Below are 14,401 nucleotides of genomic sequence, written 5' to 3'. Positions count from 1 at the left end.
TTTTGATCCCATATAGCTTTTTTAGGCACATCACTGGTGAGTTTAAAGCCGTCATCTTCAATATGAATAGTGCCGGTATCTTTCTCTAAACGATGACGCTTAGCCTGAATACGTTCCTTATATTTCAAGCCAATAGCGGCCTCTATCCACTGCTTTGTTTTTTTTGCGTTGGCAAAATACTCACTTGCAGCACATAAGAGCTCATTAAGTTGCCCTGAAGATAATGTTGTAAGATCTCCAACAGGAGTATGAGTAATTGTATGAATATTCAAATTTTCCATTACACAGCCTCCTGTATAAGTGCTTCTTGAGGCAAAGAAGGTGTGACAGACAATTTTCCTGTAGATCCATTATTATGCTTAGCTTCGAATTGCTCGATTGCCTCAAGCGTATAGCGTATGCGTCCGCCAATTCGAATATGTGATAATTTTTCACCACATGCGCGCCAGCGTTGTAATGTCCGATGAGATAATCCCCACCGTTTTGCCAGTTCTTTTTCAGTAATATGTTGTACCGTCATTTGAAGGCTCCTTATTGGTTAATGAAAAAACAATAAGAGCAGGATCTCACTCACGAGTGGTGGATGTCGTGGGGCTTGGTGAGGGCTTGGGTGGGGATGAAGGTGGTGGATTGCTGGGGGATGGGTGGTGGATGAACTACAGATTTAGTCTGTATTTGCCTTTTCCATCAGATAAAATTAGCTTCTGCCAATCTTTTTTTGATTTGAACAAATCACGAATTCTTGTGCTTGTTGAACCGGCCTTATCCAGCAATGGTTTGCAATGAACCCACTGGTGGTTAGTTTTGCTGGCAATATGTAGAGTTTCTATGATTTTTGCCTGAATCATGCCAAACTCAAACACGAGTTCATCATACTCAATATGGTGATAATCATTTTCCTGGTAAAATGTTGTTTTGCTTTTTGATTTTACAATGCTACAGACATTGTTCTTTTTCTTATGATCAAAATCATACTCCGTTTCATAGCGGCTCTTTTCTTCTCTGACTATTACCAAGTCTGATTTTTGTACGGTAATGCCATTATCTTTACGTATTTTGCAATATTCTTGAGGATTACCAACGTGAAAATAATGTATTTTGGTTTTTCCTCTGCGGAATATTTTACGGCAGTCATCTGGCAATAATTGATGAAGTCCTCTGTATTTTATAATTTCATGCGATACTGCGGAATACCTGCCATCAGCGGTTTTCTCATAAGTGCCAACCTCCACATCGACATTTAGCAAGAAAAAACATGCTGTCAAATGACCGTTTTCTATCAAATATTCAATGTCTACATTGCTGACACCCCAATGATTTATTACTTCATCAAGATAATAGTATTCTCTTTCAGGTGCCGGCATAATATCACCATTATTTAAATTTCTTGTTGCATATAAGGCTTCAATTGAATATAGTAACTCTATTCAAAAGATGCAATCTAAAATTGAAGGAAAAGCATGCCCAGAGGAGGCGCAAGACAAGGAGCAGGACGACCTGTAGGACAGGGATTATATGGCGAGCCGACCAAGGCTGTACGCATACCTATCTCTATTGTTGATGAGGTGAAAGCTTTCGCAAAAAGTATAACTTCTTCAATCCCTTTATACAACTTTCCGGTTGAAGCGGGTGTGCCGTTTTTATCTGGTGACGATAGCTGTGAAATGTACCAGTTAAAAGACCTCAATATCTCAAACCCTAAAGATTGTTTTATGGCAAAAGTTTCCGGATATTCAATGAAAGATGCAGGAATATTACCTGATGACTTGTTGCTGGTTGATCGGAATAAAGAAGCTGCGGATGGTGATATTATAGTTACTTCTGTTGAAGGTGGCATAGTTGTAAAACGCCTGGATAAAAAGAATGGGCAGCTAGTTTCAGAGAATAAGGATTTTACGCCTATAAAAATAACCGACCATTCAAACCTTCATGTCTGGGGTGTGGTTATTAAGGTTGTAAGAGAATTATAATTCCTGATTATCCCATCGTACATAAACGTACTTCTGCGTATTTGTGTCATCTATTCTAATTATCAATGAAGCTATATCCTTCAAAATAGAAACATTAGCAAACTATTTTGAAGGCGGTTATTAATGCAAACCACTCCTATCACAGCAAAAGATCGGCTAAGTGAAGTAGCTTCATTGCTGGCAGTTGCCATTAAGCGGCTAAACATCCGAAAAACATCAAAAAACAGAGAAGTTTCACTGGACTTCACCGCTCACCCAAGCGTTCATGCCTCAGAAGAGTTTAACTCAAATGGAGGTGAAAGTGAGTAAGAGTATTATAAGGCAAGTGCTGGATTTAGATAATAAAACATCAGCACAGTTACGAGAAATATATAACGGTATTTTCGATGATAAATGCACCCATAATGCCAGCAAGGATCAGCTGCGCCCAAAGATTGCCTATCGTTTGCAAGAGCTAACAATTGGCGGGCTAAACGATAATATAAAGTCAAAACTTGAATCTATTTCAAAAGGAGCAACTGTAATAGGCAGCAGTAAGCATAGCAACTTATTGCCTGGAACAAAAATATGCCGTGAGCATGATGGAATAATGCATCAGGTAGAAGTTTTGCGCGATGGATTTGAATATAACGGCCAAAAATTCAGGAGCCTTTCTGCTATTGCCAAAAAAATCACAGGGACGCACTGGAATGGCCCTGCATTTTTTAAAGTGAGGAATTAAATGGAAAAAATCAAAAAACGCTGTGGTATCTATACCAGAAAATCTCATGAGGAAGGGTTAGAACAAGAATTTAACTCACTTGATGCTCAACGTATGTCGGCAGAAAACTATATTGCCAGTCAGGAGCATGAGGGCTGGGAATGCCTTCCGGTACAATATAATGATGGTGGATTTACAGGTGGTAATTTAGAACGCCCGGCGTTACAGAGATTATTTCAGGATATTCGTGACGGTAAAATTGACTGTATAATAGTTTACAAAATTGATCGATTAACCCGCTCATTGCTGGATTTTTCTAAAATAATAGAACTTCTTGATGAACATAATTGCAGTTTTGTGGCTGTTACTCAGTCTTTCAACACCTCAAATTCTATGGGCAGGCTAATGCTTAATGTCCTGCTAAGCTTTGCCCAATATGAGAGAGAGCTTACATCTGAACGTATCCGAGATAAATTTGAAGCATCCTGCAAGCTTGGCATTTGGATGGGCGGCAATCCTCCGCTGGGTTATAATCCAAAAGACAGGAAACTCCTGATTAATGAAAGTGAGGCCAAACTCGTCCGCATTATTTACCAACGTTTTTTAGAAGTTGCATCACCTACAGAAGTTGCTCGTGATATGAACGAGATGGGTTTTAAAACAAAAACATGGATATCGGAATCAGGTAAGCTTCACAAGGGAAGTAATTTTACGAAAAGATCCATACGCCATATTCTTGATAACCCAGTTTATGCAGGCAAAATTTCTCATAAAGGCAATATATATGATGGTGAGCATGAACCAATAATTATGCCCGATATGTGGAATAAAGCGCAGTCCATATTTAAGCGGAAAAACGACAAAGTCACAAAGCCAACCTCACGAATTAGCAAACCACCACTGCTCAAGGGCATATTTTCTTGTGGATTCTGTGGAACCGTTATGACTCCAACCTATACCAATAAAAAAGGCAAACGTTATCGCTATTATGTCTGCTCGGCAAAACAGCGCGGCGTAAATGAGAAATGCCCTGTTGGAACAATATCAGCATCAGAAGCCGAGCAGGTTGTTATAGATCAGGTATTACAATTACTATCATCTCCTGAAATTACAGCGCGCACTCTTGCTGCCACCTCAGGTGAATTGCCAGATACTCAGGTGATATCTGGCCTGCAAAATATAGATAAAGTCTGGGGTGAGCTATTTCCATCGGAGCAATCGCGCATCATACACTTACTTATCAGAGGCGTAATAATAACACCAAAAGGCATCGATATCACCATACATTCAGATGGAATCAATTTACTTAAACAAGAACTGGAGGCGGCATAATGAGCACAATATATAAAAAGATTGATGATAAAACTGTAAGCATATTTATACCAATGAAAATCAAAAAACGTGGTGGTGCTGCCATGGTGATCTTGCCAAATGGTGTGCGCAAAAATGATTCTTACAATTACGATCAAAAGCTCATCAATGCCATTGCCAAGGCATATAAATGGCAGCAGACGCTCAAGATGGATAACAACTTAACAATAACAGAACTGGCCGCAAGAGAAAAAGTAGGCTTGTCATACTTTAGAAAAATAACACGCCTAAATTATCTATCGCCTTATATAATTGTTTCCATTCTAGAAGGCAAGCAGCCTCGCAATCTAAAGCTCCAGGATTTTATGGATAAACCTATTCCTGATTTATGGCAGGAGCAAAAGGAAATGTTTGGATTTAATTCTTCCTAAGAAAATCACTTGTGAAAACATTAAGCCTTCATAACAAGTGCATATTTATTCCAATCTACCGCAGGAACAGTGCCAAGTCCCTGTAGTTTTTGAAGAAGTCGGAACATAAAATACCCCAAAGAATTATTTGTAGGACATATTTCTAATTTTTCTCCAAAATCATCAAAACACCCACCAGACACCGCTAAGCCACAATTAATTAACTTGTTGCCATTTAATAAGCTATGATTATCTATAAATGCGTTGCTATTGAACCCTTTTGTCCACTCTACATTAACTGCAATTATCCCTGAAAGAATTGGGAATAATTCTCTTGGTGGAGATTCTCCTGCTGCATGCGTAATTGCAACGCTAGTCCTTTCTAGAATACGAACTGATTCTGCTTTTTCTGCTGCATACTCAAGATACTCTTTGTTAACCGTTGGTTTTACTTCAAATATGCCATAAACAGCTTCCGCTGGTACAAACCGATGATTATGTTGATCAAATAAAGTCGGAGTATACTGCTTATCAAAAATCACTATATCAATTTGATCACTAGAGTATCCATTTGAGTCTATTACAACTGCACTATCTATTGCATAACGATTTGGAAGGTATTTCCTCAACACCTCTATGAAATGCTGTTCATTTACATCACCCATCACTCCATCATGTGTAATGGACACGGAAGAAAAATTTAGTTTCACCTTAAGAAGTTCTTGTTCTGCAGAAAATGCGGAACAAAGAAATGATTTTCCATCGGTGTTAGAAGTGATTTTTGCCTTATTCATTTTACCAAACGATGCTCCCCCAGTTTTTCTGACTTCTTGATAATTTAGCTTTGTTTGCAATAGTTAATTTTTCTGAATAAGTTAAATCATTTGAGATGATATTGTTAGTATTTGCTGGATCCACATATTGGGTTGCTGTTAAATTATTACTAATAAACTCTAGTACAGTCAAAAAATTTGTAGAAATATTACCGCTCCTTGCATATTTCAGTGAATCAATAACGGACATCTCAAGATAAAAAGAAGGGAAGTCTAACTGATGCAGTTGACACCATATTTTTGCTAATTTTATCTCTGATAACCTATTACTGTTAGCAACGTATGTTATATGGGTGTTAATGTTGGTTTTCGTATAACTAGCAGCTTTACGTAGATATAGACTATGGTCATTACCATATTGAGATTGACGGCGGGCTGGAACCAAATCTACTTTGTATCCATTCACAGTTGTTCCAATTGAGACGTTCTGTCGTCTTGTTTCATACCCTGCCTGAGATATAGCATTGTGAAGAGTGTTATAAAGATCTGCCAATGTTCCTGGAGTGCTGGATGACATCGAAAGAAAAATATCAGCATCAGTACCAATTGAAATTGCGGTTCCTTTGGATAAAGATCCGGAAAACTCTGCTTTTACCATATAACCATTGCCCCAACGCTGTAAAATGGGATACATTAATTGCCCTGCATTTTGCGCATTAGAAATATTTACGGCATACTTTTTGATAACATTGTTTAAATATATGTCCCCGGACATAAAGTTTTATCCACCTTGTATTAAATAATATTTTTGTTGAATAGTGTTTAAAATTTCATTTTTTCTTTCTATTTGGACGTTGTGTTAAAGCTGACGCTGCTGCCGTTTTTGCAGTTTTACTTGATTTGGGATTACGTAATACCCTAGATGCTGCTGTCCCTGCTTTCTTTCCGGTAACCTCACATTTTCGTTTATTGGCCATAATAATAAAAATCCTTATTGTCAGTTGCAAAAATATGTAATATAAAATATTACGCTATCGTATATAGCATGATATATACGATATTGTCAAATATTATATTACGGAGTCGTCCACATGAATAAAGAGTCCAATGTTTTTGCCGAACGACTCAAAACGGCTCGTGAAGAATTAAGAGGATTAAGTCAAGGTGCTCTTGCAAAAAAAACAGGGTTGCAACCATCAGCTATTTCACATTTTGAGACTGGATCAAGAAAAGCATCATTCGATAATTTACGGAAACTAGCTAATGGGTTAGATGTCACAATAGACTATCTTTTAGGGCGTAGCGATGACCCATTTGCACATGGTGAAGTAGCAGCTAAATTAGCTCGTCATGTAGAGAATTTTAGTAGTGAAGATATGGAATTGGCTGAAAATTTCTTACAAATGTTAGGGGAGAGAAATAATAAAAATGATGATAAATAAAAAAGATCGATGTGTTATGGTACAACGCAAGGCTGAACATTTTCTAAAAGAAAACAATTTTTATGAACTTCCTGTAGATTTAGATGGTATAGCAAAAAAACTTGATATTTTAGTTCAAGCGAAACCTAAAAATGCCTCTGGTGTTTCTGGCATGTTACTAAAACAAGGGAATGATTTTGGCATTATGTATGCCACTCATATTGAAAATGATGGTTTTCAAAGGTTCAGCATAGCCCATGAAATAGGGCATTATATATTAGATGGACATATTGAACGAGTTCTACCAAATGGGGATGGTATGCATATATCTGAGTCAGGTTTTACGTCACAAGATCCGTATGAAATAGAAGCAGATAATTTTGCCTCAGCATTACTAATGCCCAGTGAGCTTTTTCAAAGAGCTATACGTAAAAATGGAGAGGGGTTAACAGCAATAAAAAAGTTAGCTAGTCTTTGTAGGACTTCCATTCTAGCCACAGCAATTCGCTATACAGAATTTGCAGAAGAAGCATGTGCAATTATTGTTTCAGAAGGCAATAATATAGATTATGCCTTTATGTCAGAAACATTAAAACAATTCCCTGATATAGAGTGGATTAGAAAAGGTAATAGTATTCCGACAAGCGCCTTAACAAAGACATTTAATGCTAAATACATAGGCAATTGTACTACTGAAGAAAATAGTAATTCAGGCATTCTTTCCGATTGGTGTGGGGAGTATGATTTGGAAATACAAGAAGACGTAATCGGATTAGGCAATTATGGTAAAACACTTACGATAATTACCGTAACCCAAGACCTTGAAGAATACGAAGAGGAAGAAGAGTTAGAAGAATCGTTGCAAATCCGATTTAAAAAATAAATACTACAAAGTGTATTTTCTAACACAGAATGTACATGACGCTCCTATGATATAAATGTTACTTCATAATATTTTGTCAGTTACACTCACCCGACCGCTTTACCACTTTCGAACCAAAACGCTATAACCCTTGTAAAATATAGGGTCACCGAAAATCCAAAAGATACCCTGAAACAGAGAAAGAGAGAGGAAATTGGCTAAAATGGTGTTTTTTTTATCAAATATAGTTTTGAAAAAGAGAGGGTGAAATGAAAAGGAAAGTCCGAAAACCCTTGCTCACACTGGGCTTTACAGCCCTACAAGGAATCAAAAATTCGTAGCAGAGAGCGGTTATCTAATAAGATAATGGCGGACAGAGAGGGATTCGAACCCTCGATACAGTTACCCGTATACCTCCTTAGCAGGGAGGCGCCTTCAGCCACTCGGCCACCTGTCCGTAATATAAAAACAAGATAAAAAATCCTGAAGAAAGCTTTTTAACGAGGAAAATCACTTTTTGCAAGCACAAAACTTAACTTGCGTTGCCTTCTTTTAATTCTTTCTGAGAAGTATTGTTTTTTCTCTCAGCTATAATATCGGTTGAATTGTCTGGATTTTCAAGTTGTTGGCTATTAATTTCTGCTCTTTTTTCTTCTGTTTGGATATTTTCGTATTCTGCTGCCTGAACAGATTCCTTTCTTTCTTCGGCCTCTATAAGAATCCTTTTGTAATGATCGGCGTATTGTAAATAATTTTCTGCTGAAACCCTGTCACCTGAAGACCTTGCTTCCTTTGCCTTTTCCGTATATTTTTCATAGTTTGTTTTTACAGAGGTAAGATTTGCAGAATTGTTAGAATGGTTATTACGCTTACCCCCGTTTTGCCTTCCACTTCCACTTCTGTTTTTGCCATTGCTATTGCGTGGCGAACGGTTTCTCATAATTGCCATATAAAATCCTGATTATTTTTAACATAATTGTTTTTCATAGTACCTAAATCCGGTAATTTTTTTCGGGTATTCTTGAATTAATGTAGTTTTTGCCTGCGTACGGTAATACATCTGTTAATACCGGCTAAATCCTGTTTGTAATTAACAAAACTAAGATTATTATTTTCCAGAATCTCCCTTATCTCGGTTTCCTGACCGATGCCATGCTCAAATACTGCAAATCCGCCTTCGCATAATAAATTAAAAATCTGTGGAGCTAATTCAATATAACATTCAAGTCCGGTCTTACCGCCGTCTAATGCTTGTATCGGCTCGTACTTGGAAACTTCAGGTTCCAGACCTTCAATATCCGAATATTTTATATATGGAGGATTGCTTATTATAAGGTCATAATTACCCTTAATACTCTTACCCCAATTACTTACTACAAAACTACTACGTTTGGCAAGACCTAATTTCAATGAATTTTCTTTTGCAACCGAAATTGCAGCCTCACTTATATCCGCTCCGACACCCTCGGAGTCGGTAAACTCGGATAGTAAAGTCAATAAAAGGCAACCTGTTCCGGTTCCAAGATCAAGTATCTTGGCGGGCGGATTATTATCATATAGTTCCAGTACCTGTTCTATCAGGCTTTCCGAATCGGGGCGGGGGTCTAGCGTTTTCTTGTTAACTATAAACTCTTTTCCCCAAAATTCACGTATGCCCAGTATGTGGGAAATAGGCTCTCGTGCAGCACGCCTTTGCACCAGTTCGTTAAAATGTCGCTCCTCGTTTTGGGATAATATACGCATGGGATAGCAAAAAATTTCCTCTTTTGATATTTTAAGGACATGCGACATTAGCAGATAGGCATCTAATGAATAAGACGGTATCTGTGCGTTTTTAAGTTTTTTTCTTGAAGTCGCTAAGAGCGAACGTATAGTTTGCATGTGGCTTTTATTTTTGCTCAATTAGAAGGCTGTGCAAGCTTATAACATAAGTTTTGTTGTTTTTACAATACAATATTTGTGTTGTAAAAATGATGTATTTAGGCGGTAGTTCTTGTAAAATTGTTTCTTCTGATATATTGTCCTGACTTTGTTGATAAGTTTTATTTGAGTGAAAACTAAAAGAAATGTTCAGTATTTTTGATATTACGCAATATGATGCGTATCATATGTGGTTCGTTCTGATTTTGATAGCGGTGACAATGGTCGCATACGCTATTGATAAGATTCCTCTTGAATTAACATCTATAGTTGTTTTTTCGTTACTGCTTTTATTCTTCCATTTCTTTCCGTTAAAAGATGTTGAAGGAAAAGATCTTATTGATACCGGAAAGATAGTAGCAGGATTTTCAAATCAGGCACTCATAGCGGTTATAGGACTGCTGGTGGTGGGGCAGGCTGTCGTGCAGACCGGGGCGTTGAACGAAATAGCCCATATAATTACAAAAATATCCGGAAATAGTGCGATTGTCGCTATATCGCTTTCGCTTGTAGTTGTAATGCTTGTCAGTGCAATACTGAATAATACGCCTGTTGTGGTAATATTCATACCGATACTGGCGGTTCTGTCAAAAAGCCTTAATATGTCGGTAAGTAAGGTTATGATACCTCTTTCATATGCGGCTATTTTAGGCGGTATGATGACGCTGATAGGAAGCAGTACCAACCTTTTGGTTTCAGGCACGCTTGAGGAGATGGGGTATAAAGCCCTGACATTCTTTGATTTTACAGTGCCGGGGGCAATTATGGCACTTGTCGGCTTGCTTTATGTGCTGTTCATCGCACCAAGGTTGCTGCCTGACAGGGCATCTTTCGCAAAATCCCTTGTAGGAGATGATGAAAGGCAGTTTATCGCACAGATAGAGGTGGACAGGAATTCTGATTTTGTAGGTAAAAAGCTGGAAGAGGGTAAGTTTCCCGAATATAAAGATATAAATGTGCGTATGGTACAAAGGGGCGAACATGCCTTTTTGCCTCCTTATGATGAGAATATGACTATCCGTTCAAGGGATATACTTGTGGTTTCCGCCACCAGAAAAGAGTTGACCGAGCTTCTTTCAAAACAGCCGAGCAGTTTATTGCAAAATAACCCCGGAGCGTCAGAAGTGGCTGATGATACCGATTCGGATACCTCGATACAGTCAGATGTAAGCCTTGCGGAAGTTGTTGTTACACCTACCTCTAAAATGATAGGGCGAAATCTGGAGCAGATTGGATTCCACCACCATTATAACTGCGTTGTGCTTGGTATTCAACGGGAATCAAGGATAATAAGGGCTAGGGTTTCCGAGATACGACTTGCAGCCGGTGACGTGCTGCTTATCATGGGTAAACGTAATGATATAATGGGCTTGAGGGAAAGCAAGGATATGCTCCTGCTTGAGTGGTCTGCCGAAGAAATACATTCTGGAAGCAAGGCTAAGTCGGCGGCACTTATCTTAGGTTTAGTCGTAGGGCTTGCCGCATTTGATATCGTACCTATCGCAATATCCGCTTTTGCAGGCTCCGCTGCCGTTATACTGACCGGCTGTATAAATCTGCGTCAGGCAAGAAGGGCGGTGGATAGCCAGATATTACTGATAGTAGCCGCATCACTTGCTATGGGGACTGCATTGCAGGCTACCGGAGGTGCATCATATCTTGCGACAAACGTTGTTTCGCTAATGTCGGGGGCAAGTCCACTTGTTATAATGTCGGCACTTTTTCTAATGATGGTTGCGGTGACAAACGTATTGAGCAATAATGCCAGTGCTGTTTTGTTCACCCCTATTGCGGTAGAAGTTGCCGTAAGGTTAAATGTTCCTATAGAGATGTTCGTATATGCAGTTATATTTGCTTGTAACTGTTCGTTCATAACGCCTATAGGATACCAGACCAACTTATTGGTGATGGGACCTGGGCATCATAAGTTTTCAGACTTTATAAGGGCGGGGCTTCCCTTAGCTATAATCGTATGGTTAACTTATACGGCGTTTGCGTTCTGGTATTTTTGATTTGTTATAAGATAGGTAAGATTATATGACCGAAAAGAAACCGGTAATCTGGGTGTTAGCCGATGACAGAGCCGGAAATGTAAATCAGGTTCTGGGTGTTGCAGAGGCAATGGGGCTGCCTTTTGAAGTGAAAGACGTTGTGTATGATGAAATGGGAAAATGGCCGAACATATTGCGTGGTTCAAGTCTGCGTGGTGTGGACGTTGAAGAAAGTTCGGAGTTAAAATCGCCATGGCCGGACATTGTAATTGGTGCAGGGAGGAAAACCGCACCGGTGGCAAGGTACATAAAAAAAGTATCGCAAGGTAAAACCAAAGCCATACAGATTATGTGGCCGGGCTTTCCTTACAGGCATTTCGATATGATATTCGTACCGCAGCATGACGGTATAGCCGCAGGCGGGCGTATCGTAACTACCGTAGGCTCACCAAACCGCATCAACAAAGACGTGTTAAGTAAAAAGAAGCAAAAATGGGAAGAAGCTTTTTCCTATATGCAAGACCCGTTTGTTGCACTTTTGGTGGGCGGTGATACTAAAAAAGGCAAATTCACAGCCGCACATGCACAAGAGCTTGCCAATAAAGTAAATCTTTTCTTTCAGGATAAAAAAGGCTCATTGTTAGTAACTAATAGCCGTAGAACAAGCGAAGATGCCGTACAAGTCTTGAAAAAAGAAATAAAGGTAAAGTTCCATTATCACGATTATTACAGCACTAACGAAAATCCGTATTTCGGTTATCTGGCAATTTCAGACGCAATTATCGCAAGCGGTGATTCTATTTCTATGTGTTCGGAGGCATGTTCATCAGGCAAGCCGGTGTTTATATACGCACCCGAAAGCCTTACTCCCGATAAGCACCGTAGGTTCCATCAAAATCTCTACGAAAAAGGCTGTGCAAGACCGTTGACCGGAAAATGGGAAAAATGGAAATATGAGCCTCTTGACGATACTAAAAGAGTGGCATCAATGATATTGGAAAATTTTTGCTAATACAATTATTAATTGAGAATATAAAAATCAGCCTTAAAATCTAAATATTATCAATAGTCGCTTAAAGTTAACTTGTTGATAAACCCTGTTAGTAGGTATCTAATATCGGATTCTAAATGAACATGAGGACCAGATTACAAACCCGATCATGCCGGGTATTCTCCGGATCTAATCCGATAGAAAATCTGTGGGTAAAACGAAGGGATTATGAAAGCGATGACGCATTTATGCAGGGGTTTATAAAAGTCATTTTTTAGGATACTCACGTTTAGCAAAAGGTAAATTATGCAGTATAATAGCTATAACAATCATGCAAAAACTTCCCAAAAGTGCAGGTATCATTACTTTCATAACAACATCATCATTGTGGTGATATATAAACATGATAAACGGTATTGCTGAAGCCGGAGGGTGAGTAACCCTAAAATATGCCATTAATGTTATGGTAATAGATAGCATTAGCCCCAGTACCCACCATGTATCCGGCAAAAATTCCAAAGCTAATATACCTATTGTACACGCTATAAAATAACCGCCCATTACGTTCATAGGTTGGGCAAACTCTTCCCTTGGAGCCGTATAAATAGATATGCAGCTTGCCGCAAAAGGTGCTATAACAAGCGGGTGTCCCGAAAAATGTCCGATAGCACCAAGAATAGTAATTGTTATAAGGGCTTTTATACCCATTTTTACGCATTCAAAAAAAGGCAACGCAGGCTGTAACCTGTTAAATAGGCGTTTGATAAAACTTGGTCTTCGTTTCCACATACTTAAAAATTATTCCTAAGCCAGAAAAATACTTTTCCAACAAAACCTTTATTTCCTATGTTACTAAGATTAAAAGTTTTATTGTTTCTTTGCCTTTTTGTCAGGTTAAGCATTCCTACAGATGTCGCAAAAGAACAGCCTCGTGTACTTTCTGCCATGCCTTCAATAAATTCAGGAGTTCCTACCCTTACCGCCCTTGATAAATGCTGCTCGACAAAATCATCCATACCTCGTATCTGGCTTGCACCGCCTGTAATAACTATCTTGCCGCCCGTGTTATGGAAACCGAACTTTTTGATGGAGTTATATACAAGTTCAAGTATTTCTTCAGCCCTTGGTTTGATAATTGCTATAAGTTCTGATTTTTGTACCTGTGATATATCGGAACTTTCATTGACTCCTGACGGTATCAAGTCAATTATTTCCTGTTCGTCCTTTTCCGCTTTAAACACATTTCCGTGCAGGGTTTTTACCCTCTCGGCAATCTCAATCGTAGTAGATAGACCTATGGCAATATCGTTTGTTATGTGCCTGCCTCCTACTGCAATGGTATCAAGATATATCATCTTGCCGCCCTTGAACACGCATATTGAGGTGCAGCCGGCACCAAAATCTATAAGGGTAACCCCGAGTTCCTTCTCATCTTCGGTCAGGCAGGACACGGCAGATGCATAAGGGGAGGCTATATATCCTTCAATATTTAAATGGCATAAGGCAAGGCAGCTATTTAAGTTCATAATGTTAGATGATGCTACCGTAACAATATTTAAGTTAGCGACAAGGTTATTAGCATACATGCCTATAGGGTTCTTTATGCCTGCCGTACCGTCAATCTCATAATCAACCGGTATGCAGTGGATTACCTCCTCATCTGTGCTGAATTTTTCAGCACCTTCGGATATTATTCTACTGATGTCACGTTCGGATATTTCACTACCCTTTATTTTCAGGTCGATTTTTGTTTTCACCGACCGCAGCTTGTTGCCGGATACGTTAACTATGACCCTGTCAATATTCAGCTTTGCCATTTCCTCGGCAGCACCCACCGCAGAGCGGATAGAATTTTCCGCCTGTTTTATATCTACGATAACCCCTGATTTTATGCCTTCTGCAACCTGATGACCTATGCCGATAACGTTAAGTTCCCCGTCACCGGACAAGCGTGCAATAAAGCATGCAACCTTAGCACTTCCGATGTCTAGTACGGCTATAATGTTACTGTTGAATTTAGACATAATGTATCAAGATATTAGAGTCTCATAT

General features: G+C 38.9%; 18 protein-coding genes and 1 tRNA gene. 9 read left to right on the top strand and 10 right to left on the bottom strand.

What is annotated here, in order from left to right:
• From O2942_11140 to O2942_11130, 3 genes are all read right to left on the bottom strand, one after another.
• Positions 1-281: hypothetical protein (locus O2942_11140; protein ID MDA0782803.1), on the bottom strand; the 281-nt coding region annotated here is incomplete at its 3' end.
• Positions 281-520, bottom strand: coding sequence for a helix-turn-helix domain-containing protein (locus tag O2942_11135; GenBank protein MDA0782802.1), 240 nt, complete (start codon positions 518-520; stop codon positions 281-283). The genes O2942_11135 and O2942_11140, both read right to left, overlap by 1 nt.
• A 136-nt stretch (positions 521-656) precedes the next feature.
• Complete coding sequence (locus tag O2942_11130; GenBank protein MDA0782801.1) at positions 657-1,364, bottom strand: hypothetical protein; 708 nt, start codon at positions 1,362-1,364, stop codon at positions 657-659.
• Positions 1,365-1,460: 96 nt separating this feature from the next.
• Here O2942_11130 and O2942_11125 point away from each other — a divergent pair, with 96 nt between their 5' ends.
• The 5 genes from O2942_11125 to O2942_11105 all read left to right on the top strand — a co-directional run bounded on the left by O2942_11125 (position 1,461) and on the right by O2942_11105 (position 4,412).
• Positions 1,461-1,970 carry a DNA polymerase V gene (locus tag O2942_11125; GenBank protein MDA0782800.1) on the top strand — a complete coding sequence of 170 codons (510 nt, stop codon included), beginning with the start codon at positions 1,461-1,463 and terminating at the stop codon, positions 1,968-1,970.
• Between the two features lie 123 nt (positions 1,971-2,093).
• Positions 2,094-2,279 carry a hypothetical protein gene (locus O2942_11120; protein ID MDA0782799.1) on the top strand — a complete coding sequence of 62 codons (186 nt, stop codon included), beginning with the start codon at positions 2,094-2,096 and terminating at the stop codon, positions 2,277-2,279.
• Complete coding sequence (locus tag O2942_11115) at positions 2,272-2,691, top strand: DUF2924 domain-containing protein (GenBank protein ID MDA0782798.1); 420 nt, start codon at positions 2,272-2,274, stop codon at positions 2,689-2,691. The genes O2942_11120 and O2942_11115 overlap by 8 nt, the downstream gene beginning before the upstream one ends.
• Positions 2,692-4,002, top strand: coding sequence for a recombinase family protein (locus O2942_11110; GenBank protein ID MDA0782797.1), 1,311 nt, complete (start codon positions 2,692-2,694; stop codon positions 4,000-4,002).
• Positions 4,002-4,412: a hypothetical protein gene (locus O2942_11105; protein MDA0782796.1), complete on the top strand. Its 411-nt coding sequence runs from the start codon at positions 4,002-4,004 to the stop codon at positions 4,410-4,412. The genes O2942_11110 and O2942_11105 overlap by 1 nt, the downstream gene beginning before the upstream one ends.
• 20 nt (positions 4,413-4,432) lie before the next feature.
• Here O2942_11105 and O2942_11100 read toward each other — a convergent pair whose 3' ends face one another.
• Together O2942_11100 and O2942_11095 are read right to left on the bottom strand one after the other, a co-directional pair.
• Positions 4,433-5,185, bottom strand: coding sequence for a hypothetical protein (locus tag O2942_11100; GenBank protein MDA0782795.1), 753 nt, complete (start codon positions 5,183-5,185; stop codon positions 4,433-4,435).
• Position 5,186: 1 nt separating this feature from the next.
• Positions 5,187-5,939, bottom strand: coding sequence for a nucleotidyltransferase (locus O2942_11095; protein MDA0782794.1), 753 nt, complete (start codon positions 5,937-5,939; stop codon positions 5,187-5,189).
• 316 nt (positions 5,940-6,255) lie between these two features.
• Here O2942_11095 and O2942_11090 point away from each other — a divergent pair, with 316 nt between their 5' ends.
• Positions 6,256-6,606 (top strand): helix-turn-helix transcriptional regulator, encoded by a 351-nt coding sequence (locus tag O2942_11090; protein ID MDA0782793.1) that lies wholly within the window; start codon positions 6,256-6,258, stop codon positions 6,604-6,606.
• Positions 6,593-7,468: an ImmA/IrrE family metallo-endopeptidase gene (locus O2942_11085; GenBank protein ID MDA0782792.1), complete on the top strand. Its 876-nt coding sequence runs from the start codon at positions 6,593-6,595 to the stop codon at positions 7,466-7,468. The genes O2942_11090 and O2942_11085 overlap by 14 nt, the downstream gene beginning before the upstream one ends.
• 346 nt (positions 7,469-7,814) lie before the next feature.
• Here O2942_11085 and O2942_11080 read toward each other — a convergent pair.
• The 3 genes from O2942_11080 to prmC form a co-directional block, all read right to left on the bottom strand.
• Positions 7,815-7,904, bottom strand: a tRNA-Ser gene (locus O2942_11080).
• Positions 7,905-7,979: 75 nt separating this feature from the next.
• The gene (locus O2942_11075) at positions 7,980-8,396 is read right to left on the bottom strand and encodes a DUF4167 domain-containing protein (protein MDA0782791.1); all 417 of its coding nucleotides are present in this window, start codon (positions 8,394-8,396) and stop codon (positions 7,980-7,982) included.
• A gap of 77 nt (positions 8,397-8,473) precedes the next feature.
• On the bottom strand, positions 8,474-9,328 hold the full coding sequence (gene prmC / locus O2942_11070; protein ID MDA0782790.1) for a peptide chain release factor N(5)-glutamine methyltransferase: 855 nt from the start codon (positions 9,326-9,328) through the stop codon (positions 8,474-8,476).
• Positions 9,329-9,513: 185 nt separating this feature from the next.
• Between prmC and O2942_11065 the strand changes: the two genes are divergently transcribed.
• Both O2942_11065 and O2942_11060 read left to right on the top strand, forming a co-directional pair.
• Positions 9,514-11,379, top strand: coding sequence for an SLC13 family permease (locus tag O2942_11065; GenBank protein MDA0782789.1), 1,866 nt, complete (start codon positions 9,514-9,516; stop codon positions 11,377-11,379).
• Between the two features lie 25 nt (positions 11,380-11,404).
• Positions 11,405-12,370 carry a mitochondrial fission ELM1 family protein gene (locus tag O2942_11060; protein ID MDA0782788.1) on the top strand — a complete coding sequence of 322 codons (966 nt, stop codon included), beginning with the start codon at positions 11,405-11,407 and terminating at the stop codon, positions 12,368-12,370.
• Between the two features lie 246 nt (positions 12,371-12,616).
• Here O2942_11060 and O2942_11055 read toward each other — a convergent pair whose 3' ends face one another.
• The gene (locus O2942_11055) at positions 12,617-13,138 is read right to left on the bottom strand and encodes an HPP family protein (protein ID MDA0782787.1); all 522 of its coding nucleotides are present in this window, start codon (positions 13,136-13,138) and stop codon (positions 12,617-12,619) included.
• Positions 13,139-13,140: 2 nt separating this feature from the next.
• Positions 13,141-14,373, bottom strand: a complete 1,233-nt coding sequence (ftsA, locus tag O2942_11050) for a cell division protein FtsA (GenBank protein MDA0782786.1) — start codon at positions 14,371-14,373, stop codon at positions 13,141-13,143.
• Between the last annotated feature and the right edge of the window lie 28 nt (positions 14,374-14,401).

The organism is Pseudomonadota bacterium (assembly GCA_027620075.1).
Lineage (GTDB): Bacteria > Pseudomonadota > Alphaproteobacteria > Rickettsiales > UBA6187 > 1-14-0-20-39-49.
Note: the sequence above shows the minus strand (reverse complement) of the source record. Positions and strands in the feature narration are given on the sequence as shown.

What these genes read in the sequence shown, in the direction of transcription:
- O2942_11135 (MDA0782802.1), bottom strand. Translation starts at nt 520, where the DNA reads ATGACGGTACAACATATTACTGAAAAAGAACTGGCAAAACGGTGGGGA.
- O2942_11130 (MDA0782801.1), bottom strand. Translation starts at nt 1,364, where the DNA reads ATGCCGGCACCTGAAAGAGAATACTATTATCTTGATGAAGTAATAAAT.
- O2942_11125 (MDA0782800.1), top strand. Translation starts at nt 1,461, where the DNA reads ATGCCCAGAGGAGGCGCAAGACAAGGAGCAGGACGACCTGTAGGACAG.
- O2942_11120 (MDA0782799.1), top strand. Translation starts at nt 2,094, where the DNA reads ATGCAAACCACTCCTATCACAGCAAAAGATCGGCTAAGTGAAGTAGCT.
- O2942_11110 (MDA0782797.1), top strand. Translation starts at nt 2,692, where the DNA reads ATGGAAAAAATCAAAAAACGCTGTGGTATCTATACCAGAAAATCTCAT.
- O2942_11105 (MDA0782796.1), top strand. Translation starts at nt 4,002, where the DNA reads ATGAGCACAATATATAAAAAGATTGATGATAAAACTGTAAGCATATTT.
- O2942_11100 (MDA0782795.1), bottom strand. Translation starts at nt 5,185, where the DNA reads ATGAATAAGGCAAAAATCACTTCTAACACCGATGGAAAATCATTTCTT.
- O2942_11095 (MDA0782794.1), bottom strand. Translation starts at nt 5,939, where the DNA reads ATGTCCGGGGACATATATTTAAACAATGTTATCAAAAAGTATGCCGTA.
- O2942_11090 (MDA0782793.1), top strand. Translation starts at nt 6,256, where the DNA reads ATGAATAAAGAGTCCAATGTTTTTGCCGAACGACTCAAAACGGCTCGT.
- O2942_11085 (MDA0782792.1), top strand. Translation starts at nt 6,593, where the DNA reads ATGATGATAAATAAAAAAGATCGATGTGTTATGGTACAACGCAAGGCT.
- O2942_11075 (MDA0782791.1), bottom strand. Translation starts at nt 8,396, where the DNA reads ATGGCAATTATGAGAAACCGTTCGCCACGCAATAGCAATGGCAAAAAC.
- prmC (MDA0782790.1), bottom strand. Translation starts at nt 9,328, where the DNA reads ATGCAAACTATACGTTCGCTCTTAGCGACTTCAAGAAAAAAACTTAAA.
- O2942_11065 (MDA0782789.1), top strand. Translation starts at nt 9,514, where the DNA reads ATGTTCAGTATTTTTGATATTACGCAATATGATGCGTATCATATGTGG.
- O2942_11060 (MDA0782788.1), top strand. Translation starts at nt 11,405, where the DNA reads ATGACCGAAAAGAAACCGGTAATCTGGGTGTTAGCCGATGACAGAGCC.
- O2942_11055 (MDA0782787.1), bottom strand. Translation starts at nt 13,138, where the DNA reads ATGTGGAAACGAAGACCAAGTTTTATCAAACGCCTATTTAACAGGTTA.
- ftsA (MDA0782786.1), bottom strand. Translation starts at nt 14,373, where the DNA reads ATGTCTAAATTCAACAGTAACATTATAGCCGTACTAGACATCGGAAGT.